Raw genomic sequence first — 25,335 nt, 5'->3', positions numbered from 1 at the left:
AGCCTTCCTAATTTAACTGTCAGGTTTTTCAAGCAACTGCTCTGTTGGATCGCACAAATATTGTGATAGCAACAACTCAAGCTGTGGAATGGCGATCGGTTTGCTGAGGTAAGCGTTTGCTCCGGCTGTGATGAATGTTTCGCGATCGCCTGCCATCGCCATGGCTGTCACCATAATTACTGGAATGTCTTGTAGCGTTGGTTGAGCGCGAAGTGCGGCAAGCAAATCTAGACCCGTACGATCGCTAGTGAGCTGTACATCTAGTAAAATCAAGCGAGGCTGTAAGTGCTGCACTGTCTCTAAGAAACGATCACTATTCCGCAGATGCTCAACCTGGTGCCCTAGTGCGTGGAGATAATCTTGAAGCACGATGGCACTACAGGGATCATCTTCTACAACGAGAATGCGGTGCGCTGTCTTAGACGGGGTGTAGAGTGCCTGGGGCATAGATGACGCAGATGCCACAACCTGAGATGGGGCTGCTGTTTGAGCATCTGGTAGATAAAGGGTAAAGCGGCTACCTCCACCCTCGATCGACGTCACAGTAATATCGCCGCCATGCAGTCGGGCAAGATTGCGAGAAAGCGCTAACCCCAGCCCTGTACCGGCATACTGACGATTAAGCTGGCTATCAAGCTGTGAGAACGGCATGAACAGATGTGGGATCTGGTTAGCAGCAATACCAATACCGGTGTCTGCAACCGTAAAGGCAACCCCCTGCGACTGTCTGGCAACGATGAGGGAGACGGTACCTGTTGGCGTGAACTTAATCGCATTCGAGAGCAAGTTGATGAGAATTTGCTTCAAGCGACGCTCATCGGCAAAGCAGATGTGAACGGCATGGTCAAACTGACTGAGTAACTGCAAGCCGCGATCGTACGCCTGTTCGCGCATGAGGGTTAGACAATAAGTACAAAGCTCTAAAACATTGATTTCAATGGGGTTGATGTTATCTTGACCAGACTCAACTTTTGCTAGGTCTAAAATATCGTTGATGAGCAGAAGGAGGTGATCCCCACTGCTGTGAATGTGGCTGATATATTCAGCTTGCTTAGCGTTTAGCTCACCAAAGATTTGCTGCTCTAACAGCTGCGATAAGCCCAGAATAGCGTTGAGCGGAGTCCGTAGCTCATGGCTCATCGTTGCCAGAAACTCGCTCTTGGCACGGTTAGCAGCTTCTGAGAGGCGCTTTTCTTGCTCTAGTTCCTGCGTGCGTTGCTGGACGAGGTGTTCTAGCCGCTCATAGCTTTGAGCGTTAGAGATTGCGATCGCCGCTTGATCAGCAATGCGCTGGAGTAGCTGAATTTCTTCTTCTGTAAAGGTGCGATAGCAGGTTGTGGTATGGAGTGAGATAGCCCCAAAAAGCTGACCACTAATCAAGATGGGAGAGGAGAGTACGGAGCGTACCTGCGCTTCCTCAATTTGACGTTTACGGGCAGCGGTTAGCGCTACTCGATTGTAATCAGGTGCATGGAAGAAGCGACGTTGGTGGAAGTCAGAGCTTAAATTCAGTAGATCAGGAAAGTCTGTTAGCGGCACCTTAAAACTAAGCTCCGAAATCACCTGATCGTTTGTCCGCCATTCATGACTAACTTCCACTTCGCTCGTAATGGTTAGAATCATCACGCGATCGACATTGAAGCCTTCGCCAGTGAGATTGGCAATCTCTTGCAATATATAGCCGGCATCAAGGCTAGAGTTGAGCGTCTGGCTGATCTGATTGAGCAGCTTTTCGCGCTGTGCCTGCTGCTGCACCTGGGTAAACAGTTGCGCTTGCTGAATGGCAATGGCGACCTGGATTGCTAGTTGCTCTAATAAGGCGATTTCAAACGGTTGCCACTGGCGGGCTTGAGAGCATTGATGCACTGCCAAAATGCCCCAAAGCTGCTCACTTTGCAGGATCGGTACAACTAGCTTGGCTTTAATCGCCAACCGCTGCATGATTTTCAGGTAGTCAGCCGATACCCCCTGCTGTGAAAAATCATTGACAACGTACGTTCTCCCTTGCTCATAAGTCGCCGCCTGATCGCGATACCAGACTTGATGAAGATTGCTGTCTGTATGGACATCCCATATCGGTGCAACCGAATCTGCTACTAACACGCCTTCAGTGGTTGCATCAAAGCGGTAGATGAGTACGCGATCGGTCTGCAAAAACTGGCGCACTTCCGCCACAGTCCGATAGAGGATTTCTTCCAGGTTAAGTGATTGTCGAATCCGAAGGGCGATCGTACTGAGCAGCCGCTCACGCTCTGTTTGTTGATAAAGCTGCCGTTCTGCGCGCTTTCGCTCGGTAATATTGCGCTCGATAGCCAGCACTTCATCCTTGCCACAAACCACCATCCGCGACTCTTGTTCGCGCCATTCACCATTAATTTCTATTGGGTACTCAAAGGTCTGTACTTCGCCTGTTGCCAGCGTTTCTGCAATATATGCCAGCCGTTCCTGTGCGACTTCTTGTGGTAAATACTCCTGAAATTTTCTGCCAATGATTTGGTCAAGCGGCAGTGCCAATTCACTGGCTCGATCGGTTTTGCAGTCTAGATTGGTGCCATCCCGATGATGCCGAATCCAGAAGTCAGGGATCAGATGTAGCAGGGCACTGTTTTTTGCTTCACTTTCCCCCAGTGCCTGCTCAGCGTTCTTTTGTTCGGTGACGTCTCGCCCTGTTCCCTGTATTTCGACCACCTTGCCTTGCGGATCACAAATGATCCGATCGATCCACTGATACCAACGCAATTCACCCTCCAATGTTATGAAGGGCTGAACGGCTGTGATCACTGGGCGCTCGTGGCTCAGTGCAGCAATTTTCGCTTGCAGCGATTCCCGCATACTTTCTGGCACCAGCGAGATGAGGTTTAGCCCAATCAGTTCAGCGTGAGTTTTGCCATACCCCCGGCAGTAAGCTTCATTGACAAAGGTAATGGTGCCATCGGGCAAAAAGCGATTGATCATTTCTGTCTGGTCTTCAACGATCGCTCGATACCGTGCCTCACTCTGCTGCAACGCCAGTTCTGCTTGTTTGCGTTCCGTAATGTCTTCGCTGGTGCCTTCGTAATACAGCAACTCACCCTCTGCATTAAAGACTGCACGAGCGTTTTCGGAAATCCAGATGGTACTGCCGTCTTTGCGGTAGACCTGCGATTCAAACTCCTCTACGGTGCCGTTGGTTTGCATCAGGCGGACAAACTCGTCGCGTCGATTGCTCTCTACATAAAGCTGCTGTCGAATGTCACTTAAATGCGTGATGAGGTCAGCGGGCGAGTCGTAGCCATGTAGCTTTGCCAGGGCTGGATTGGCGCTGAGATACCGTCCGTCTAGCGTGGTCTGAAAAATACCTTCGATCGCATTCTCAAAGATGCTGCGATATTTTGCTTCGGCTTGCTGCAAGGCTGTCTCTGCCTGCCGCCGTTCAGCAATCTCGGCTTGCAGGGCGGCATTTGCCAGTGCCAGTTCAGCAGTGCGTGCGGCTACGTCTGCTTCTAGCTGTTCGTGCGCGGTTTTGAGCGCTGCCTCTGTTTGTTTATGCTGGGTAAGGTCGCTACTTGTTTCCAGAATCGCCAGTGGACGACCGTTTTCATCGCGTTGTAGTACCCAATGGCTTGCTACAACGCTTGTGGTGCCGTTGCGATGGGTATGCATAATCTCGCCATCCCAACGTCCCTCTTGCAGCAACTGCGCCTTAATCTGCTTGAGCGATCGAGGAAATTGAGTTTGCAGGAGAGTGTGAACATTCTGCCCTAGCGCTTCGATGGTTGTCCAACCATAGCGCTCACGTGCGCCTCGGTTCCAGAACGAAATCGCGCCATTCAGGCTAAACGTCATCATCGCGTCGTTGGTTAGATCCAACAACTGCATCTGTGCGTGTAGCGTTTCTGCCTGCATTTCTAGCAGTGCTTGTGCCTGTTTGCGTTCCGTAATGTCGATCGCGATCCCCACAAACCCGCTCGGCTGTCCGTCAGCACCATGCAGTAAAGCATTAATGACTTCTGCCCAAAACTGGCTCCCATCTTGGCGCTGCAACAACAGCTCACCTCGCCACGGGATTGCCTTTGTTGTGCGCGTCAGCAGTTTACGGGCGACTTTTTGACCGTTTTTGCCAACGAGCAAGGTGTAAATGTTTTGCCCGCTAACCGTAGCGGCTTGCCACTGGAACAGTACTTCAGCATACCGATTCCAGTAAATAATGTGCCCCTTGCGATCGGTTGCAATCACCACATGGCAAACCTGATCAAGCAGCGATGCCTGAAACAGAACTTGTTGTGAATGCTCATGGTTTTGGCGCTGTGATGATTCCAGTCGCGTTTCGAGTTGCTGCTGGTAGGTTTCGAGGTCGCAAAGAGACTGTTGCAACGCTTCAAAAGTGGCATCATCTCGACAGTATTTACGCAGACTCTTAAAGCGTTCTGCTTTCATACACGGTATTGCAATATGTTCATCTAACCGTAGCAAAATACTTAGACTCTTTTGTAACATTAATTAGCTTCTGCCATCGAGCCAGAGCTTGATGCAAAAGCGCTTTAGGATCTCCTAGCGACCCCGCCGATCTTTGGTAATGGACAGAAGATAAACAGGCTGTAGAAATAGAGTGCCCTCTGCTCTAACGTTTGCTTCATGCAGACACACCGTTCGTCTCGGAAATTGTTTGTTAGGAAAAAAGTACTTTTTAACGCTCGACCAAAGACGTTGCCGTTGCCTTATTCTTCTGTGCTAAACGTAGGAACATTGCGGTTCCGTCGCGTTGAATCTTTGTTGCTATAGTGCTCTCATCTACAACACATCTGCAACAACGGTTGTCCAGAATGCCTCAAGTCTCACTGTCTACGCTGGTTGCTCAGGTTCGCTCTGGCGAGTCGCTGGTCAGTTTCCCGACGGATACTGTGCCTGCACTTGGCGTCCGCCCCGATCGCGCCGATCTGGTGTTTGCTGCTAAGCAGCGCAACCTCGATAAGCCATTGATTCTGATGGCAGCTACGATCGCTGAACTGTGGTTGTATGTCACTGGTAGTCCTGCAGAACGTCAGCACTGGCAGCAAATTGCCGAGCAGTACTTGCCAGGAGCCTTAACGCTGGTGTTGCCCGCTAGCGATCGCGTTCCGCCAACCATGAACCCAACGCAACCAACGACGATCGGCGTGAGAGTGCCTCATCATCCTGTTGCGATCGCCATTCTTGCTCAAACGGGTGCCCTCGCCACCACTAGCGCTAATCGCTCTGGTCAACCCGCGTTGCAAACAATGGCTGAAATTGCTGTTGCCTTTCCGCAGGTGTTCACCCTTCTGCCCTCAGAAGAGGAGGCTTTGGTGCCAACCGATCGCGCTCCCCAGCCCTCTGGTGTAGCTTCAACGGTCATCCGCTGGACGGGCAAAGATTGGGAAATTTTGCGACAGGGCGCAGTGCGATTGGAGCGTGAGGGCTAAGGACTGAAGGCTAAAGGCTAAAGGCGATTCAAAACTCAAAACTCCTCTCACCCTGTCACCTGTGCGTTTCCCCTCACTTTTTACCTAAATTGAGGCACTCTAAAGTACAGGAGTGTGCTTTGCTGAGACGATACTCTGCATTCACTTTCACTGTAAAGTCATGGACTGGACGGCTCTGATATGGCTGGGATTGGGTTTAGGGATGGGTTTAAGTATCCGTTGGCGATCGCCGCGATTGTCAGTGGTTGAATCGGCTGCGCTTCCTGACTGCCCAATGGAGCCAGACCAGCCAGAGTTGCAATCGCTGCAAGTGGCTTATCAGTTAGCGACCGAAATAAGTCAGTTTAAGGGTGGCTTTCTGGCGCGTATCTCCCACGAGTTGCGATCACCGCTCAATGGCCTGATTGGCATGCAGCAACTTATTCTAGAAGACTTGTGCGATGACCCTGAAGAGGAGCGGGCATTTATCGCACAGGCAAATCAGTCAGCGCTGAAAATGATCAAAGTTTTAGACACCGTGCTGGATGTTGCAAGGCTAGAGCATGGCAGGCTGAACATGGAAATACAGCCGCTCCAGCTAGCAGAACTGCTGCAAACAATACACGACCTAACGTATCTTCAGGCAGTCGATCGCAGTCTCCAACTCCAGGTGATACTGCCTGAGGCGGATCTGTACGTTCTTGCCGATCCCCATCGCTTGCAGCGGGTGTTGCTGCATCTGGTTGATGGGACGCTCGCCCAAATGCAAGAAGGCAGCGTTCAGATCTCTGTTTCTGTAGCGCCAGATTCTATATCATCCGATTCTATGTCGTCAGAAATGGGATACGCCCACATTTGGATTGATAGCGATCTGCCACCTGCGCTTAGTGAACCCATTGATCTACTACAAACTCCTGCTGACACCACAACGCCTGTCCCTTCACCAGGGCTAAATTTGCTCACTAGCCAAATGCTAGTTTCGCTGATGCAGGGAACGCTGACAGTGTTAGCGTTGCCTACAGGTGCTGAAACGCCTGCTCACGAGGTAGCACCTCAACGCCTGCGGATGCAGTGTTCGCTCCCTCTGGTAGAGGCTGATGAAGAGTGAAGAGGTGGGGGCAGAAGGCAGGAGGCAGAAGGCAGGAGGCAGAAGGCAGGAGGCAGAACTAATAAGCAAAACTTCCTCTGCTTCCTCTGCTCCCCCAGCCTCCCTACTCCTCACTCCCTCTACATTTTCCGATAAACGGTTTCAGCAACGCGCTTAAGACGACGTAGCTGTGCTTGCATATCGTCACGAGTCCAGGTGGCGGCGAAGGTATTGAACCCGAAGCGGATGAGTGGATTGGGGATCGCAAATTCAAAGCGGTTGAGGAGGCGAGTGCCTTGCAGTTCGGGGTTACATTCCCAGCGATCGCGTCCTTTAAAGAAGCCGTTGAACTCCCACACAATCAAGCCGGGTTCGCGTTGTACGACCACGCTGTTGAGTGCAGGCTGCACAACGGGGACTTGGATCACAAAGCGACTACGCCCACCCAGTTCGGTTGACCATTCATCGATCGGTTCGCAGCGCAAAGCAGGATTAAGCCACTGATGCATTAAAGCGCGATCGGTCAGGCATCGTTCTACGGTGGTGGCGCTGGCATCAATTTGAATGGAATGTTCAAAGACCTGCGGCTCAGGCATATTTTTTCTCTTCGAGGCTTTCATACTCATCAAGCTTATTCATCAAGACAGATGAAATAAACAGGCATATCGTGAAAGACTGCCTCTAACTTAAGTGATAGTTCTAGCTTCACTGCGTTATTTGTTACCACTGGATCTTTGATTGCTTTCAGTTTGATTAGCCCTTGCGCTACAACTGCGATCGCAAATTAGCCTTCAGATGTTAACGATTATGGGGTATACATCTAGTCAGTTACCTTAACCCAAAGGTTATCTTTGTACGTTTTCTGCCGAATTTGAGAGTGATGTAGGCAACCATGAACGAAATTTTGCAGCAACTTGGGTATGTATCCGGGATACAGACGCTAATATTTTCAGGTGCTTTAGTGGCGCAGACCCCGTCGGCTGCACCCGTAGAAACAAATCCTGTTACCCCCTTTTTAGCAGGACTTGGCTTGGGGTCGTTAGGTCCCACCTTGCTAAATCTGCTTGGGGCGATTCTTATTCTTGTCGTCGGTTTGCTCGTTGCTTTGATTCTAAGCAAGGTAGTCGGTGGTCTGCTTAAGAAAACCGATATAGACAACCGGATTGCGGCTTCAATCATGGGGCAGCGCCCTGGCAGTGAACCGTTTCCCATTGAGAAAGTGCTTGCCAGCGTTGTTTTTTGGATCGTTGCGGTTGTAGCAGCCGTCGCCTTTTTAGATGCGCTGAATCTAACAACGGTCTCTCAACCGCTGAATAACTTCCTGAATCAGATTTTTTCCTATCTACCGAAGCTTGGTTCGGCTGCCATTTTGGTGGCGATCGCCTGGTTACTGGCAACGCTAGCAAAAACGCTGGTGACTCGGGTTGCACAGGGCTTTGGGTTGGACGAGCGGCTTTCGCAAACAGCTCCGCCACCGCCGCCTGCAACGCCAGCGCCAACATATGGAGCGCCAAACTACGGAGAGCCAGCGTACGGCACGACAGCTCCTGCGCCTACAGAAACGCAGTTCTCGCTGAGTGAAACGCTGGGCACTGCCCTTTATTGGCTCATTTTTCTCTTCTTTCTACCGCTAATTTTGGGCGTATTGGATTTGCAAGGTCCACTTCAGCCTGTCCAAAACTTGCTGAATGAGATCTTGGCAGCGCTGCCAAAAATCTTGAAAGCAGTGCTGATTGGTGTGGTCGGCTGGGTCATTGCCCGTATTGTGCGCGGTATTGTCACAAACCTGCTGACGGCAGCAGGAGCCGATCGCCTGGGTGCACGCTTTGGCTTGAGCCGTAGCAGTGGCGGACAATCGCTTTCCTGGATTATCGGCACGATCGTCTATGTGCTGATTCTCATTCCAACGGCGACAGCAGCACTGGATGCGCTCCAGATTCCCTCGATTTCTGGTCCAGCGACAGCCATGCTGAACCAAATTCTCAATGCGCTGCCTCAGATCTTTACGGCGGTGCTGATTCTGGTTGCAGCCTACGTGATTGGCAAGTTTGTAGCGGAGTTAGTCACGAACATTTTGACCGGCATTGGGTTTAACAACGTTTTTAACTGGTTAGGTCTTCAATCAACGCCTTCTACTCCTGGCTTCCGTTCTTCGGCACCTAGCCCCTCGCTGGGAGACCCGACAACGCTCCAAGACCCAACGTCCCCACGCTTACCCACAACCACACGCACACCGTCAGAAATTGTTGGTGTCGTTGTGCTAGTTGGCATTGTGCTGTTTGCAGCGGTGGCAGCGATCGACGTGTTGAACTTCCCCGGCTTGAAAACCATCGTGGTGGGACTACTCGCCGTGTTTGGTCAAATTCTTGCAGGGCTAATTGTGTTTGCGATCGGGCTTTACCTGGCAAACCTAGCGTTCAGCATTATCAGTAGCTCCAATACACCCCAGTCAAGAATTTTGGGGCAAACGGCACGGGTAGCGATCATTGCGCTGGTTTCGGCAATGGCGCTTCAGCAGATGGGCATTGCACCTAACATTGTCAATCTTGCGTTTGGGTTGCTGTTGGGAGCGGTGGCAGTAGCGATCGCGATCGCCTTCGGTTTAGGTGGTCGTGATGCGGCTGGCGAACAAGTGCGAGAGTGGCTCGCCTCGTTTAAGCAAAACCGTTAACGTTGCGCGAACGCACGCTCTAGATCCCCAACTTCTTTAAGAAGTCGGGGATCTAATATTTATGCTCCCCGAATTTCCTCAAGCCTTGTTTTTACCGCCTGAATGTCTTGCCACATCAGCCATTTTGGTTGCCCCCTTTCGCGCGATTGGTTACGCAATAGGTACGCTGGGTGAAAAATCGGCATATACAGGCGATCGTCCTGTTCAATCCATTGCCCTCGCACCTTAGTAATACCTTGCTTGATGCCCAGCAGCCCCTTCAACGCTGTAGCACCGGTTAGCAAAATAATCTTTGGATTGACAAGGCGGATCTGTTCCATTAAGTAGCCTTTGCACGCTTCCGCTTCATCCGTTGTCGGCGTACGATTTTCTGGTGGACGGCACTTCACCACATTGCAAATAAATACATCCTGTTCAGCACTGAGGTTAACCGATGCCAGAATCTTGTCAAGCAACTGCCCTGATTTGCCAACAAACGGCTTGCCCTGCTCGTCCTCGTTTTGCCCTGGTCCTTCGCCCACAATCATAATGGGAGCCTGCATACTGCCTCGCGACACAACGGCATTGGTGCGGCTCTGCCCTAACGCACAACGAAAGCAGCGATTGCAATGCGCCTGCATCTGCTCCATCGTCTCATAGGTGCCAGCAGGAATGGGTACTCTGGCAGCCGTAGGAATTTGCTCTGGGTCAAAGTCTGGGGGCGGCGGAGCGCTGCTACTGGTAGGAAGGTTAAACAGGCTGATCTGGTCTTCAGTTGCCATGAATCTGCAAAAAAAAAGCGTAGAGCGGTGGGTAGATGCTCGTTAGGAGTCTGATTCCCCTTGACAGGGGTCGTTTTCCTGAGTCCTCTAAATTCTAGGGTAATCGCTTAGGGTTCGACCAGGCTGAGGAGAATTTGGGATCAGGAGAGAAGAAGGGTAAAGAGGTGAAGGGGTGGAAAGGTAAAGAGAAGAAGGGTGAAGGTAGACAATTAAATGAGTGGGGTTGTAACTGAGAGCAATCAATAACCTCGATGGCGGTGAGAACCCTTTGTTCCTTCACTTCTTCACCCCTTGTCTCAATAGCAGTAAGAACCCTTTGTTCTTTAAGGGGTATTGCATTCGCCTGAGTCTTGCTAGGTGCCTTGCAGATATGCAGCGGCTTCTGCCATCGTCACTTGAGGAAAGGCTTTGTAGAAGCGGCTGACGCTGTAAAAGGGATGAGGCGTTGCCAGGATAATGACACGATCGCCGTAAGTATGTAAGAACGGCATGAGTTCAGCAGGTGCTACAGGCGCACAGATCCAAAGTTGGGCAGGCTGTTGTGCTCGCACGGCTTCGATCGCGGCTGCCATTGTCATACCTGTCGCAATACCATCGTCTACTAAAAGGGCAATCGCGCCGTGTGCGCTGAATCGAGGGCTATTGGGCGAAAGTTCCTCTAGCTGCGCGTGGGCATGGGCATGAGCCTCCTGTAACGCCACGTCGTCCTGGTGTGCTGACGTTAGCGATCCGATCGTTTCTTGCTGGTTCTTTAGCGTGTCGCTGTAATTGGGTACGGCTGCATTGCTATGGCGTTGGGTATCCCAAACAACGTAGCCATCGGCTGTTACAGCGCCGATCGCTAGTTCGGGATTATCAGGACGGGTAATTTTTTTCGCCACAATTACATCTAGCGGGCAACCTAACCGTTGCGCGATCGGTTGCGCGATCGGCAGCCCCCCCTTTGGCAGTGCATAAACGACAAACTTTGCTGTCAGTTCAAGCTGTGTTACTTCCTGTAAAACAGCCTGCGCCAGTTTTTCGCCTGCTTCATGGCGATCGGCAAAGCGCAGAGCCGAGCTAGCGTTTTGAAATGGTAGAAGTGACATCACACCCCCTTCAATCCATTGCAGAATCTACTTTTATGATGACTGATTTTCCCTAGACGGCTATGTCAACACTGTTTTTGTTCAAACGTTAGCGCGGTGTTTCTGCACCCAGTTTCCTTTAACACGGGTTGAAGCAGAGGACGCTTCTGCCAATCGTCCTTAGTAAAATGGTAGGAGTCCAGTAGTAGTCCAGTCTCCGGAATCGCCTCCAAGCACAGCGTATTTGCTTACTATCACAAACATGGCGAGTTCTCCTAACCGCGACACATAAAGCCAATAGTCTGTGTTTCCTGTTTCTTTGGCACCTCTACTCCTATGTGGCAACAACCTCAAGCACGTCGCTGGCTTCCCTCTCTGACATTGGTATTTTTAGCTGCGTGTTCGCAGGCTCCGCCTCCTATGCAGTTGTCCGAAGTGCCCAGCCCGATCGCGACCCCATCTGAAAGCTTCCCTACGCCATCACCGCTACCGTCTGCTACTTCTCCAGTTCGCTCACTGCCTGAGACAGAACCTGTGGGTCAAGCGCCTGCGATCGACCCTGCGCCTGTTAGCGAACCAGTCAACGAGCCAGCCGTTAAACCGCAAGCGCCGATCGCGACTCAGCCAGCAGCCAAGCCTCGGCTAGCAGTCGTACCCACTTTTCAGGCAACCCCTCGCATGGCGGGTTTTTCGACGGATGGCAACTATTTCATCTATCTAGAAAGCTCACGGGATACGGGTGCTGGCATCCCCAAAGCCGCGCTACAGCTTGTGAATGTTGCCTCTAACCGCTGTGTGGAAAATGGCTGCATCGAAACACGTTATGGCGAAGAAGAGGCAGCAACAGAGATCGTCGAAGCCGAAACCGCGTTGTTGAAGCAAACCTGGAAAGTACGGCAAGACTTAAACCTTACGCCACCCGTCGCAGGGGTGGATTTGCCGATTCTGTCACGCGCACGTGCCGCTGATGGCACCGAAACTGTGACGGTGAAACCCACTGATACTAGCCCACGGCTACAACTGCGGCTGCGCCAAACCAGTGCCCAGGACAAAGCCGCGATGCAGCTTGAGGTAAGCTACGACGGACAGCAGCGATCGCTCGATTCCCTTAGCAATTTCCGCACCAATATCATGGACTATGCCATTCGTAAGGTGACACTCTCACCCGATGGCAAACGAGTGGCTGTGCTCATTACCACAACAAAACCGACCTTTGAAGGCACCCTGGGAACAACTCTCATCCAGGGTTTTGCGCTTTAGCAGTAAGAGGTGAGGAGGAAAGGATAAGGGCTAAAGGATGAAATCTAAAAAATTAGCCTTTAGCCTTATCTCTTCTGCATCAATCAGACCTTGATTGATCCTGCTTCACAGTTGCGTAGCCACGATCGAATTGCGTCTGCTGTAACACTCTGGCTGCTTTCGCGGGGAGGCGTGACGGGTTGGCGATCAACAGGATAACCGCCAATTTGGGAGAACAACAGTGCTAGCCGCCAGCCGCCATTAGTGCGTGCTAAAAACAGCCAGTGAAACTGCTGAAACTCTGCGACACCCTTGCCTACATACTGCCGCTCCAGCACAGTGAAGAAAATTTGATGCAGGTTGTCATCAGGCAGGCTCTGGTCTTCGCTGGCATTGGTCGGTAACGGCGTAAAATCTGGCTGGCTGGCAATAATTGCATAGGTTGGTGCGGTTTTTCGCGGCACTAACCGAACCGTGGAGCGGTTAATGTAGCCGGGTAAATCCCGCAGCATTGCAGTTGTTAGTGGTTCCAGCGTGGCGGGACACGTGAATTTCTGGGCGAGGTAGGGAGTAGGGAGTGGAGAGTGGGGAGTGGGGAGTGGGGTGCGATCGCTCATTGTTGCTCCTGCTGGTGCTGCCAAAAGTGCAGCGCTGCCAAGCCCGATCGCGATCGTCCTGAACGTTCGATTCTGCTTCACTACTGTTACCCAATCGACAGCCACCTACACCTTACACTCCATTACCTTGAGGCTCTATCCCTTCTCTACTACCGTTGCCAGTTCCTCACAGATGCGCTCGAACGCTGCCACGGGATCTGCTGCTGCTGTAATGGGTCGACCAATCACCAGATAATCTGCACCAGCTTTTAAGGCTGCGGCTGGTGTAACGGTGCGCCGCTGATCTTTTGCCTCTGCCCATGTGGGTCGCACACCAGGGCAGATCAGCAGAAAATCATTGCCGCAGATCTGTCGTAGTGACGCAGCTTCTTGTGGTGAGCAGACGGCTCCTGCCAACCCATTCTCCTGTGCTAGGAGTGCCATGTGCAGCACATACTCTGGTAGTTCCAGAGGCACCTTAAGGTCAAAGGCAAGCGATCGCGCTGACAAACTGGTCAGCAGCGTAATTGCCAACAGCTTCGGGGGATCGATCCCTGTCTCTGCTGCGCCTGCCTCTGCTGCCATCTGAGCGGCTTGCAATGCCTCTTTGCCATTGGTCGCGTGTAGCGTTACCAAATCGACCCCATGACGCGCTGCTGCACGGCAGGCACCTGCCACGGTGTTAGGAATATCGTGAAACTTTAGATCGAGAAAGATCCGTTTCTGCCGCGCTTTCAGTGCCGTTAAAATATTGGGTCCGCTGCTGACAAAGAGTTCTAAGCCAACTTTCCAAAAGGTAACTTGCGGTAACTGTTCAACCAGCGCGATCGCCTCACGCTCACTCGACACATCCAGCGGTACAATCACGCGCTCTGCAACAGACACAGTGGCTCAACTCATTCAACGAGTCCAGTTTACAGCTAGCGGTCAGCGATCAGCAGTCAGAGATCAACGGTTAGGGACGCAAGAGAAACACTGATTACTGTTCTAAGGTACGTCGTTGCTTAAAGAACTCTACGAAGCGGCTCATCTTTCTCACCGTTGCTGAGAGGAGCATTTACTTTTCTTCATATAATGGAAGAGGGAACTGTTATTCTCACAAAACTGCTTCGTTGAGACTTGCTCTATGACCTCCCGTATTGACCAGGACACTTTGAAAGATACTCCGCCTTTAGATGCTGCACCGTCCTGGCAAATCAAGCTGCTCTACGATGGCGAGTGTCCGCTATGCCTGCGAGAAGTTAACTTTCTACAGAAGCGAGATGCCGGTCGTGGGCTAGTTGCCTTTGTGGATATTGCTGACGATCGCTACAATCCAGCCGCGCATGGCGGCGTTGACTTTGAAACTGCTATGGGACGCATCCATGCTGTCTTGCCCGATGGCGCAGTGATTCAGAATGTCGAAGTGTTTCGCCGCGTCTATGAGGTGCTGGGCATGGGTTGGGTCTATGCCGCAACGAAACTACCGCTGATTGGGGCGATCGTCGATTTTGCATATGGTGTTTGGGCGGATTGGCGATTGCCGTTGACCGGACGCGCTAATCTGGCGACTGTTGTAGCGGCACGTCAGCAGCGTCTTGCATGTAACTCGCCCGATCGTTGCCGCCTCTAAACCCAATTTGCTTCAAAAAGATTCCTGGTTGCTCCGAAAATACTGGGGATCGATCACAGATTTGGCACAGATAAGTGTACTGTGACTTGTGAAGCAGCACTGTCTACCGATCTAGCGACTAAAATCTTCACCCGGAGGGGCGCTCGTTCGTAGTGTAGATAACAGTCTGTGGCGAAAAAGGTAGGTTAGTTGTGAAGAAGCAGTGGCTAGTTGGGGTTGGGATCGCAGCTTTGGCACTTGTGCCAACAGCACCCGCACAGGCAGGGAAGATTGAGATGCAGGTGTATCGATCGATTGATCGCCAAGAGCCTCAAACGGTTCGTTGTCCTGAGAAAGTAACTTTGCTGGAACAGGCGCAGCCTTACCGCGAGGGCAGCTATGCGATCAACGGCAGTGCCAATCTGAGCCAGTTAGCTGATCGGTTTGCTATTGCCGCCGCTGATGACTTTAGCGTGACCTGGGTTGGCACTCTTAAGCCTGCCTACCAAAAGTGTAAAGCTACTGCCCGCATTGTAAAGAATGATGGCGAAGCGTATCTGACTCACTCTTACCTGCGTCTTAGATTCAATGGTGGCAAAGTGTATCTCATCCTCGACATGACGGGCATGAGTGATGCCAACCAGCTTACAACCGCTATCCTCCGCAAGGGCGTTCGTAACGGCAACCCCTTTTGGAGCTGGAGCGGCACCGATTAGTCACACTGCAACGATTTCAGTCACAGTTCGTCACGGTCGCTCGCAGTCATACCTCTATAGTCACCTTCCAGTAGTTACCTTTAAGCGCACCCGTTTTTTTAGTGCGAGCCGTCATGTTTTATTTGTCTCAGAAGCTCATTTGGTGCAGTTTGCTCGCTTTGACTAGCGGTGGTGTTGGGCTGGCAGTGACAGCGCAGTCGAATACGAAAGTGCCGCCTGTGTCAAATACTAAAGCGCCACCAGCAGGTGCGATCGCGATCGCAGCGCAGCCCGTCGCAGACGTTCCCTTTAAAGTGTGCGGCGAGGCGCAAACGTGGGCACGTCCGACCCAGGCAGATCAAACGAAGAAACTTCAGAGTTTGCCTCGTTACGAGGGTAACAGGGCTAGCCCACAGCTTAAGGCTCTGTCTCAGCGCTTTTGGCAGCAAGAGATCTTCTCGTTTACACAATATGGTCTAAGCCTGCGGATGGAACCCATCTACTTGTCAGGGCTGTGGACGGTGGAAGAAACGCTCTGGAAGTGCTATGACTCGACGGATGTCACTCAGATTAACACTGGCAAAATAGCGGAAGTATGGGTGCTATCCCATCGCGTTACTCGTGTGCAATGGACGGGTAAGCAATACGTGATGGTTGTGCAGCCTGCTCAATCAGGAGTGCAGTTCATCCAGTTTCCGCGTCGTGAGTCGCAATCAACCCTACCGCTCAAGGTTATTACCGAGAAGGGCACCAAGCTTAATGTCGTTGCTGGCAACTAACTGCAAGGCTTAAGACTGATTAAAAAGCACGCTTACATTTAGTGTCTAAGGCTTAACCGCTAGTTCATCCTTAAAGTTTCTGTTTAGGGCAACGTAGTTGAAAAATCAATGTGAGTTCAATGGTGTCGAGCGTTAGCTTGAAGCGATCGCAATATAGGTATCTCTAAACTCATTCCATCAACCAGCTAAATAACCTTTCTACCGTAAGGTTAAAGTCAGTAGCAAAGGTTGGCACTGGTAAGCGTGCCCCCGGTTCATCATAAACAGTAGTCGGTTGATCCGGTCGGTAAACAAACACAGATTGCTCATCTGGATCAATCAGCCATCCCATCTGAGTGCCATGCTTGAGGCAATGCAGAATATTCTTGGTTACTTTAGTCTGGCTCTGATCAGGTGAAAGAATTTCGATCGTCCAATCGGGCGCAAGGGGAAAAACGTTGGCGACTCCACCACTTTCCTTGCGTGGAATTCTATCCCACAGAAATACAGCAAGATCTGGTACGGTGGAGCGTCCACCAAAAGTACAGCGTAATTCTATAAAAGCCCGTGCGATATGGTTGGGCTTGACGACCAGGTTAATTGCAGGTGCTAATTCAGTCTGAATTGCACTGTGCTCCCCTTGTGGCATTGGTTTCTGGATGATAAGCCCATCAAGGTACTCGCTAGCGGGTTCAGTCTCCGGCAACTGTAAAAACTCTTCTAGCGTCAGGTTTTTAGTAGGAGTTTGTACCATTTTAAGACTCCCCTAAGAGGAGTACGTTAGCGCTACTCTACTTTTTATTTTACAAATGTCTTGGGTTGCTGTCGTAATTAAACACTGCGCTGGTACAGACTTAGAGTTTATTGATATGGCAGTCGAAGAGAACGTTAGGACAGACTAAACCTTGAAACTTCCTTTGAGCAAGGATTTCGATTCATCCTACCGCAGAGTGGAAGCAAACTACATCTTTTATCCTTCATCCTTTTGCTATGAGAGTGCGAGTTGCTGACCGTTGCAAAACTTTGTCGGTAGACTACCATACCGAATTTTGATTACTCTGGATGAAGACGAGCAACGGCTCGGCACCGTCTTCGATATACTGCAACCATCGACTGCCAGCTAAGGATGATTCTCGATGAAGCGCCAACACCCAGAAGTTCTCGCTTTCTTGTCCCAAAGTGGGATCACGCTCTCGGTCTTGTTGCTCTCGCTGGGTGCCACGGTGCAACCTGTGCGATCGTCCCCCTCTGAACGATCTCTGAGTCAAACACTGCCACTGGCGCAGCTACAAACAGACACACCGTCAGCACCATCGCAGAGTAGCAGCGATCGTTCCCTGGCGCGCATGACAACCCTGTTCAATGTGTTGCTGGGCATTTTGATTGTGCTGTTGGCAGCGACGATCGCGGCGCTATGGTTGTTGCGTCGTGCGGTAATTCAAGAGATTGCTACCCGTGCCAAAGAGCAGCTAGAGGGTTTGCAAGAACTTGAAAGCCAGATCACCAAAACCAGGGAGAATGCGAAGACCATTCTGGAGGAAGTCGAAACGATCGCAGATGATGTTGCCGAGGAAGCCGAGCAGTTTCAGCAAGACGTAGCGAAGGAGCGTGATACACTGTCGAGCTTGATCGTTGACTTGGCGCAGTCTAAAACCAAAATGCTGGCTGATCTGGCAACGCAGCTTGTCACATCTAAGCAAGCACTAGAGGACTTGGGCATCACTCTTGCAGCACAGCTTACGAGTTTGCAGTCAGACATTGAGCAGCAGCAGACTACCGCACTCGAACAACTGGCAGCGTCAGAACAGGAGTTTGCCGCCCACCTTGCCAAACTTCAGGCAGCGGCTGTTGCCCAGCAAACGCTTATGATTGGGCACCTAGAGCAGCTCAAAACAGATGTGAAGCCGCATCTAGACGCAGTACAGTCTGATGTGCAGCAGCAAAAAGAGTACACACTGCAAGCCTTAGCGGCATCAGAACGAGCATTTGCCGAGCAATTGGCTGAGTTGCAGTTGACCGTCAAGCAACAGCGCGATCGCAGCCTCGAAGGGCTAGAAACGCTGACGGCTGACTTTGCACCGCAATTGTCTCAACTGCAAGCAGAGGCACAAGAGCGACAGCAGGCGATTCTGCAAAAGCTAACAGGAGCCGAACGCGACTTTGGGAATCAATTGCTTGATCTGCAACTGTCTGCAAGGCAGCAGCGCGATCGCATTCTAGAACAGTTAGAACAAGAAAAAGCTGGTTTTTCGCCACGGTTGGAGCAACTTCAGTCTGAGGCTCAACAACGGCAAAGTGGCGTCTTGGAACGATTGGAGGTTTCGGAACGCGAGTTTGCTACCCAGTTAGTCGAGCTGCAGGCGATTGCTAATCAACAAAAAGATCGCATTCTCGAAAACCTGGAGCAGCTTCAAGCTGATGTGACACCGCAACTGTCTAATTTTCGTCTGGATGTGCAAGAGAGGCAGGAGCAAGTGCTTCAGCGATTGGAAGCATCGGAACGGGAATTTACGGCGCAACTGGTTGATTTGCAAGCGATCGCCCAGCAGCAAAAAGATCGCATTCTCGAACATCTAGAACAACTGCAAGCTGACTTTTCGCCGCAGCTTTCAGCCTTAACGACCGATGTTGAACAACAGCGCGATCGCCTCATGCAAAAGCTGGAAGCGGTTGATCGAGAATTCACAGAGACCCTAACAACGCTGCAAACGGACGCTCAGAATCAAAAGCAAACGATCTTGAGTGATTTAGAACAGATTAAGACTGAACTCGCACCCCAAATTGCAGGTTTTCAGTTAGATGCTCAACAGCAAACGCAACAAAAACGCGATCGTATTCTGGCAGAACTTGAAACGTTAGAAGCCGAATTTACGGCTCAAATTTCTGAACTTAAAGCAACCGTTTCAGAACAAAAAGATGACGGGTTGCAAACGATCGAAACATTGCAGTCTGAACTCACAACCCAACTTACGGCACTCCAGACAGAAGCTCAAACTCAGAAAGATGATATCCTCAAGCAGCTAGCAGAAGCCTCACCCGTTTCTGAAGAAGCGGTTGCTACGCTGCAACAAAAACTGCAAGACTTGGTAGGACAACTTGAACTATTGAAAGCAAACCGTCCTGAGCTTTTTATTGATGTGAATAAGTACATCAGTCAAGGGCACGAACTCTTTGCTGAAGGAAATCATGAAGCCGCTATTTTGCGCTATGACAAAGTTGTGGAACTCCAGCCAGACAATGCCGATATCTGGTATCAACGGGGGCTAGTGCTGCAAAAAATCCAGCGCCACGAACCTGCGATTGAATCGTTTGATCACATGCTCAAACTCAAGCCTAAAGAAGATAAAGCCTGGTTTAGCCGAGGCATTAGCCTAGCGCGGCTCAAGCGCTATGAACACGCGATCGCTTCCTACGACAGTGCATTAGATAATAAGCCTGACTATCACGAAGCTCTGGTAAACAAAGGGGTGGCATTGGGCATTTTACGACGGCATGAAGATGCCTTTAATGTATTCGATCGTGCCGTGCAGTTTAAACCAGATGATGCTGTTGCGTGGATGAATCGTGGACTAGCATTGGAAACGTTGGGACGGTATAAAGATGCGATCGCGTCGTTTGATGAGGTCATTCACTTCAATCCCGATTCATACAAAGCGCTGGATAAACGCGGTTATGCCCTGGCTCAACTAGGTCGCCATAAAGATGCGATTGCTAGTTTCAACAAGGCACTTGATTTGAAACCAGACTATGCCAGCGCTTACTACAACCGTGCCGTTAGCCATGCGTTTCTTGGTGAAGCTGATTTTGCGTTAGAAAGCCTGGAAAAAGCGATCGAATTTAATCGCAGCTACCGCAAGGAGGCAAGGGAAGATGTTGCGTTCGATGAACTCTTGAACGACGATTGGTTCCAGAAATTAGTTGGTAGTTAGAAAGCAAGCGTTTTAGCAATTGATGCAAGGATACGATCGATTGAATGACTGTCTACTAGCTAGGCTGACTCACGGTTTCGTCAAAGGGTAAACCATAGGCTAGAAGATACACCATTGTAGACTGGTCAATTTTTGCCGTGCTTTTGACAAAGATGCTTTGGGGGTGTTGGCAAAGGATTGTATTGCTGGCACTGCTGGCAGCAGCGCTCGCCATTAACGCTACTGCCTAGCTGCAAGCTCGCAGTATGACGCAGTTGGTCGTCAGTGAACACTCAGAATCTCTAGTGACCAGTCATAGCAAACGTATTGAGCGCCGACTATCACAAGCTTTGAGCGCTTGAGGCTCTGATTCATCCGTAAATTGATTGATTTCTCGCTTTTTAGTTACTGAAATCAAGAAACACAAACACAAAATCAATAAACCTGAACCCGAAATCAAGAAATGCTTACTTGAATTAAGTAAAACTTATGCAAATTCAAGAAACGTGAACCTAAAATCAATGAATGCTTATGCAAATTCAACGAATGCAAACCCAAAATCAATAAATGCTTGTCGAAAATCAAGAAACGGGTACACGTTGCAAGATTTTTAACTCGCGATCGCTTAAATTCATTGCCGAAGCGACTAGCAGGCTTGCAAACATAAAATGAATACGAGCTTTAGTAAATGTATCTCTTTAATAAAAGTAATCTAAGCTACTAAATTTTCTCTCTCAAAACTAATCTCTAGATAGGTCTAGTCTTAATCGCCTAAATTGATTGTTTTGACCATAAGGATTTGTCTAAGGACCCTAACTAGAATAGATAGACGAATGAAGCACATCTAATCATTGCTTAGATAGGCTTCAGTTTTGGTTGCAGTGTTAAAAGTTATCTGTTCAAGTTCACCAATTTATTAAACTTTCTATACATAAAAGTTTATTTAACAGTGCCTTGAATATAATGCAAGCGAAGATTTTCTGGCTAGGCTTCAACTAATGATGAATCTTTTAGGAAAGACGATTGATTTGAAAATTTCTTTCGTCCCAGTGTGGGGTACGTTATGCTCCACTCTAACAATTCTCTGCTCGGCTGTTCCTGTTATAGCTTTGCCCCTTCAGGAAGGAATGTATCGCATTGGCTCCAGATACATTCAAATTGCAGCTAGTGGCGATCGCGTCTGCTATCAAGGATTCTCGGCAACAGCCAGCACCACTGCTTCGATCTCGCCCCATACCTTACCTGATTTTTTTGTTGTTAATTTCAAGACTGCGGACACAAAAGAAACGCTTGTTTTGCACCAACCAACGCTCGGAAATTTGCTTTATGGTACGTTACATAATCTTAATTCCTGGGAAGTTGATAATAAATTTTCCGAGTCAAAAAGTGATTCTATGCAGCGGTGTCTAAAGAGCCAAACTGCTTTCTTAGAGGAGAGTAAATCATCGCGATAATCCCGGTCTCAGATAGTTTTTGAATTAAGTAGCAAGTAGAATATTCGCGATCGTGCTTAGATTTACGCTCAGTCTGTACGATCGTGCATCTAAACAAGAACGGCGATCGTAGCCATCGTTGCTCAGTAGGGCAATTGCTGATGCTCTGTCTCAGTTAGCTTCTGAGGCAGCTAGACACTGGAGATAAACAGACACAGTAGTTTTTGCAAACTCAGCAACGATAAGATGGAGCTTGATGCTTATCAGGTTCGTTGGTTCAATGCTCTCCCTTTCTCCTACCCTCAAAGCACGGCTTGCCACACCACTGAAGATTGGACACTTTGAGGTCAACAGTCGCGTATTGCAGTCGCCGTTGTCGGGCGTTACCGACCTAGTGTTTCGACGATTGGTGCGTCGTCATGCGCCAGAGTCGATGATGTATACCGAGATGGTTAACGCAACAGGGCTGCATTATGTAAAAGAGCTGCCCATCATCATGGAGGTCGATCCCAACGAACGCCCGATTAGCATTCAGTTGTTTGATTGTCGTCCCGACTTTCTTGCCGAAGCGGCACAAATGGCAGTTGCAGAAGGAGCTGACACTGTAGACATCAACATGGGTTGTCCGGTGAACAAGATTACCAAAAATGGTGGTGGTTCCTCGCTCTTGCGCGATCCAGAAACGGCAGAGGCGATCGTTCGTTCCGTTACCAAAGCCGTTGATGTGCCTGTCACCGTCAAAACCCGCATTGGTTGGACAGATAAAGAAATCACGATCCTGGATTTTGCCAAACGAATGGAAGCTGCAGGCGCACAGATGATTACTGTTCACGGACGCACGCGATCGCAGGGCTACAACGGCAATGCTAAGTGGGAATGGATTGCCAAAGTGAAGGAAATTTTGTCGATTCCTGTAATCGCAAACGGTGACATTTTCTCGGTGGAAGCCGCAGTAAACTGCCTGGAGCAAACGGGTGCCGATGGCGTGATGTGTTCGCGCGGAACGATGGGCTACCCGTTTCTAGTAGGCGAAGTCGATCAGTTTTTGAAGACTGGCATCCTGAAGCCAACGCCAACGCCTGTAGAACGCCTCCAGTGTGCCCGTGAGCATCTATATATGCTGTGGGAATATAAGGGCGATCGCGGGGTACGTCAGGCACGCAAACACATGACCTGGTACTCCAAAGGCTTTGCTGGAGCGGCTGACCTACGGGGACAGTTGAGCACGATCGAGAACGTGCAGCAAGGCTTGGATCTCATTGATCGAGCGATCGAACGGTTAGCGGAGGATGTCGAGGTGGAACAAGCGGAACTGGCGATCGCCTAGTCTTTTGTCAGTTCTCCACTCAACACACCATAAATTGCCCAAATTGCTGTCGCCCGCAGGTAGTGGCAGGCGCGAAACGTACCACTGGCAGTAATTGCCTCGGGTGTGCGGAACTGCAAGCCATTGTCATAAATTTGATGCACCACCGCTTCGGTAATTTGCATCGCTTCATCCGTCATGTCCATCTGCGCGAGAAACGCTGCTAGCCCAAAGTTGATGCCCGTCCAGACTTCTAGAGGATGGGTCGCGTTGGGGGTTTCGGGAGCACCATTGGGACGAACACCATTAGCAGCACCGATCGATTGGGGAATGGGGAGTGGGGAGTGGGGCGTGGGGGAAGAATTTTGAGTTTCTCCCTCTGCTTCCCCTGCTTCCTCCGCCCTTACACCTCTCTCCTCAGCCGCTCTTGCTTCCTGCACAGATGTAAATGTTTGGGCACTCAGCGCACCAGATGCAAGATATTCGTTGAACTTGACGAAGCAGGCATCGTAGACCTTTTGCAATGCCGTTCTGGCGCATTCGTCTGGCACCACATCCGGTAGACCTAGCAGCCGAGCGTAAAACTGACCGCAGAGTTGGTCTGCCATGACGACATCAGAGCCGCTGTTGCTATCAATGCGGTAATACTGACCGTTCCAGAGCTTTTCTTGATAGACGGAGCGGGATTGGTCGAGCCAGGATTGGCATTGAGGGATGAAGGATGAAGGATGAAGGCTAAAGGATGAAGGATGAACCTCCCCCTGCTCCCTCTGCCCTTCTGCCTCCTGCCCTCTGCCTTCTACCTCCTCCAAGATTTGCCCGATCGCGATCGTTGCCTCCAACGCCGCAATCCACAGCCCACCACAGTAAGCGCTCACGCCTTGCAGCTTCCAGTCATCAAAGGTTTGATCGGGTGCACCAGAGTTTTCAGGAATGCCATCACCGTCTAAGTCGAAGGTTTTGAGGTAGGTGAGAGTTTGGACGATCGCCTCCCAGCATTCGGCGAGAAACTCCACATCGGTTGCGCCTGTGAGTAAGTAATCGCGGTAAACTTGCAGGACAAAATCGCTGGGCAGGTCTTTCCAGAGGTTGCAGTCCTGATAGCTGGTGTAATTGGTTTTCTCCCAGACATGTTCGTTGGGTGCGCCCAAATCATGGGGGGTTGCGCCTGGAATTTTGCGGATTGCTGCTGGGCTTTCAGAGCCGATCGTCGTGTAGTAGCCAATGACTCGCGTGCGATCGTCGCTGGCAGGAATGGCTCTCGCAAACGCACGGATCACCGCTTTTTCGAGCTTGGGGAACAGCATCAACAGCGCAAAGGAGCCGTAGAGTCGTACATCCAGGCTTTCGTACCAGCGATAGTCGATGCATTCCAGTACAGCAAATTGACCAACGGGATCGCGCTCATCGGCAGCACTCCACAGCGTCCCGCCATCGGTCAGGTTATATAGCTCGTTGAACAGCGCTAGTTTGAACCAGTCGGGCAGATCACCTCGCTCTAAAATCGGCTGTTGCCATGCCTGAATTTTTTCGTGCCAGGTTTGATGATGCTTGAGAGCAGTCCGAGCGATCGCCCACGCATTCTGTCCACTGCGTCCAAAGAAATCGGTGTAGCGCCGAAAATACTCAATGCCCTGAGCAAACTCCGTTACTGGAAGATCCCACGTCAGCACAAAGGGAATGTGGCGCGTTTGCCCCGGTTGTAGAGTAAAGCGAACGGCGATCGCTGCTCCAATTTGTTCTTTCTCCCCCGCACAATCATCTTTATCGATATCAGGTAGAGAGCCATTTTGGCTAAAGGTTTGCCAGAGGTCAGAACCATCTCCAGCAGGGTTCCAACGTGTGTGATAGAAAACTTCGCAGAGGTTGGGGTTGAGATGAGTAGCAATTGCCCACTGACCATCGCCCTCTGAAAGTTGAAGGCTAGAGTCTAAGGGATAAGTTTCTACGTTTTTATCCTTTAGACTTTCGCCTTTATCCTTTCCCATCACTACCCCGAGCCGCTGCTCATCACCCGTCAGCCGATTGAAGTTTCCTGCACTGTCTCCCAAACGTGGCTGATAGTCATAAAACGGACTACCATCGTCCCGCAACTGTACTTCTGGCGACTTCAGCGCATTGGTAAACCAGCCCACCATGTTTTGCCAGGTCAGCATAATGCTCAAGGTGATGGGTTTATCAGTGGGATTATGCGCCCGCCACTGAAACACTGCCACCGGATAGCTGCTTTCCTGGTAGCTATGCGCCCAAATTGGCGAAAACTGCTCACACGTTAGCTCTGCCTGAAAGACATTCTCGTAAACAAACCAACTGCGTGGGTAGAGGGCATGGTAAGTGCCAGTATGAGGTGGGAGTTTTGAGTTTTGAGTAGCGCTTCGCGCCGCGTTGCTAGAAAGTTTTGAGTTTTGATCTTCCCCTACACCCCTTGCCTCTCCTGCTTCCTCTGCCTTCTGCCTTCTGCCTTCTGCTTCCCCACTCGCTGGATACCATTGCCATGCTCCTAATGTTCCATCCTCCGGCGGCTCTGTGCAAAGGGCATACGCCTGAGTGTGATCGCCCACTTGCTCGAAAACGCTAAATTGGCAGGCTGGCATCGGCTTGAAGATATGCTCACCACCGTCGATGTGCCAGAGGTTGAAGTCGCCACGGTGCGATCGCCCAATGCAGCCTGCACCAAAACCACCTAGCGGCATTCCATGCCAGGGACCATCATCCAGATTGCTGATATAGCGGACGGTATACGGCTTTTCCCAACCTAAGCCAATGGGACGGCTCCAGGCACAGGCAGGAATTTCGACGGACGATCGCGGTTTTTGCATTTCCT

General features: G+C 50.6%; 19 protein-coding genes. 10 read left to right on the top strand and 9 right to left on the bottom strand.

The genetic code is table 11. The annotated features are described in order from the left end of the window. Positions 1–12 precede the first annotated feature (12 nt). Positions 13–4,416 (bottom strand): PAS domain S-box protein, encoded by a 4,404-nt coding sequence (locus H6F76_RS16170; RefSeq protein ID WP_190509752.1) that lies wholly within the window; start codon positions 4,414–4,416, stop codon positions 13–15. A 386-nt stretch (positions 4,417–4,802) separates the two neighbouring features. Here H6F76_RS16170 and H6F76_RS16165 point away from each other — a divergent pair, with 386 nt between their 5' ends. Next, positions 4,803–5,420, top strand: a complete 618-nt coding sequence (locus H6F76_RS16165; protein ID WP_190509750.1) for an L-threonylcarbamoyladenylate synthase — start codon at positions 4,803–4,805, stop codon at positions 5,418–5,420. A gap of 160 nt (positions 5,421–5,580) precedes the next feature. Continuing rightward, on the top strand, positions 5,581–6,507 hold the full coding sequence (locus tag H6F76_RS16160) for a HAMP domain-containing sensor histidine kinase (protein ID WP_190509748.1): 927 nt from the start codon (positions 5,581–5,583) through the stop codon (positions 6,505–6,507). Positions 6,508–6,626: 119 nt separating this feature from the next. On the opposite strand, the gene H6F76_RS16155 is transcribed toward H6F76_RS16160, so the two are convergent. Next, positions 6,627–7,082, bottom strand: a complete 456-nt coding sequence (locus H6F76_RS16155) for an SRPBCC family protein (RefSeq protein ID WP_190509746.1) — start codon at positions 7,080–7,082, stop codon at positions 6,627–6,629. 296 nt (positions 7,083–7,378) lie between these two features. On the opposite strand from H6F76_RS16155, the gene H6F76_RS16150 reads away from it, so the two are divergent. Next, complete coding sequence (locus H6F76_RS16150; protein WP_190509744.1) at positions 7,379–9,157, top strand: mechanosensitive ion channel; 1,779 nt, start codon at positions 7,379–7,381, stop codon at positions 9,155–9,157. Positions 9,158–9,216: 59 nt separating this feature from the next. Here the strand turns inward: H6F76_RS16150 and H6F76_RS16145 are convergent, their stop codons facing one another. Both H6F76_RS16145 and H6F76_RS16140 read right to left on the bottom strand, forming a co-directional pair. Further along, positions 9,217–9,918, bottom strand: coding sequence for a uracil-DNA glycosylase (locus H6F76_RS16145; RefSeq protein WP_190509742.1), 702 nt, complete (start codon positions 9,916–9,918; stop codon positions 9,217–9,219). A 353-nt stretch (positions 9,919–10,271) separates the two neighbouring features. Next, entirely contained in the window at positions 10,272–11,006 is a 735-nt protein-coding gene (locus H6F76_RS16140) for a phosphoribosyltransferase domain-containing protein (protein ID WP_190509740.1), read from the bottom strand. Between the two features lie 315 nt (positions 11,007–11,321). On the opposite strand from H6F76_RS16140, the gene H6F76_RS16135 reads away from it, so the two are divergent. Then, positions 11,322–12,245, top strand: a complete 924-nt coding sequence (locus H6F76_RS16135; RefSeq protein WP_190509738.1) for a DUF2259 domain-containing protein — start codon at positions 11,322–11,324, stop codon at positions 12,243–12,245. A gap of 83 nt (positions 12,246–12,328) precedes the next feature. On the opposite strand, the gene H6F76_RS16130 is transcribed toward H6F76_RS16135, so the two are convergent. After that, positions 12,329–12,946, bottom strand: a complete 618-nt coding sequence (locus tag H6F76_RS16130) for a hypothetical protein (RefSeq protein ID WP_190509736.1) — start codon at positions 12,944–12,946, stop codon at positions 12,329–12,331. A 30-nt stretch (positions 12,947–12,976) separates the two neighbouring features. Next, entirely contained in the window at positions 12,977–13,705 is a 729-nt protein-coding gene (gene pyrF, locus H6F76_RS16125) for an orotidine-5'-phosphate decarboxylase (protein WP_190509734.1), read from the bottom strand. Between the two features lie 241 nt (positions 13,706–13,946). On the opposite strand from pyrF, the gene H6F76_RS16120 reads away from it, so the two are divergent. The 3 genes from H6F76_RS16120 (at position 13,947) to H6F76_RS16110 (ending at position 15,885) form a co-directional block, all read left to right on the top strand. Next, the gene (locus tag H6F76_RS16120; RefSeq protein WP_190509732.1) at positions 13,947–14,432 is read left to right on the top strand and encodes a DUF393 domain-containing protein; all 486 of its coding nucleotides are present in this window, start codon (positions 13,947–13,949) and stop codon (positions 14,430–14,432) included. 191 nt (positions 14,433–14,623) lie between these two features. After that, a complete protein-coding gene (locus H6F76_RS16115; RefSeq protein WP_190509730.1) occupies positions 14,624–15,127 on the top strand; it encodes a hypothetical protein in 504 nt (167 codons plus the stop codon). A gap of 113 nt (positions 15,128–15,240) precedes the next feature. Beyond that, on the top strand, positions 15,241–15,885 hold the full coding sequence (locus H6F76_RS16110) for a hypothetical protein (RefSeq protein WP_190509728.1): 645 nt from the start codon (positions 15,241–15,243) through the stop codon (positions 15,883–15,885). A gap of 169 nt (positions 15,886–16,054) precedes the next feature. On the opposite strand, the gene H6F76_RS16105 is transcribed toward H6F76_RS16110, so the two are convergent. Continuing rightward, positions 16,055–16,618, bottom strand: coding sequence for a Uma2 family endonuclease (locus tag H6F76_RS16105; protein ID WP_190509726.1), 564 nt, complete (start codon positions 16,616–16,618; stop codon positions 16,055–16,057). 382 nt (positions 16,619–17,000) lie between these two features. Between H6F76_RS16105 and H6F76_RS16100 the strand changes: the two genes are divergently transcribed. Next, a complete protein-coding gene (locus H6F76_RS16100; RefSeq protein WP_190509724.1) occupies positions 17,001–19,793 on the top strand; it encodes a tetratricopeptide repeat protein in 2,793 nt (930 codons plus the stop codon). A 55-nt stretch (positions 19,794–19,848) separates the two neighbouring features. Here the strand turns inward: H6F76_RS16100 and H6F76_RS16095 are convergent, their stop codons facing one another. Then, positions 19,849–20,007, bottom strand: coding sequence for a hypothetical protein (locus H6F76_RS16095; RefSeq protein ID WP_190509722.1), 159 nt, complete (start codon positions 20,005–20,007; stop codon positions 19,849–19,851). Between the two features lie 763 nt (positions 20,008–20,770). Here H6F76_RS16095 and H6F76_RS16090 point away from each other — a divergent pair. Continuing rightward, positions 20,771–21,226 (top strand): hypothetical protein, encoded by a 456-nt coding sequence (locus tag H6F76_RS16090; RefSeq protein ID WP_190509720.1) that lies wholly within the window; start codon positions 20,771–20,773, stop codon positions 21,224–21,226. 259 nt (positions 21,227–21,485) lie between these two features. Next, complete coding sequence (dusB, locus tag H6F76_RS16085) at positions 21,486–22,532, top strand: tRNA dihydrouridine synthase DusB (protein WP_190509718.1); 1,047 nt, start codon at positions 21,486–21,488, stop codon at positions 22,530–22,532. On the opposite strand, the gene H6F76_RS16080 is transcribed toward dusB, so the two are convergent. Further along, the gene (locus H6F76_RS16080; RefSeq protein ID WP_190509716.1) at positions 22,529–25,330 is read right to left on the bottom strand and encodes a GH116 family glycosyl hydrolase; all 2,802 of its coding nucleotides are present in this window, start codon (positions 25,328–25,330) and stop codon (positions 22,529–22,531) included. The genes dusB and H6F76_RS16080 overlap by 4 nt on opposite strands. Positions 25,331–25,335: the final 5 nt, after the last annotated feature.

Origin of the sequence: Leptolyngbya sp. FACHB-321, from assembly GCF_014695975.1 — a bacterium.
Lineage (GTDB): Bacteria > Cyanobacteriota > Cyanobacteriia > Leptolyngbyales > Leptolyngbyaceae > Stenomitos.
The sequence above is the reverse complement of the archived record's forward strand: the minus strand, read 5'-3'. Positions and strand labels throughout refer to the sequence as shown.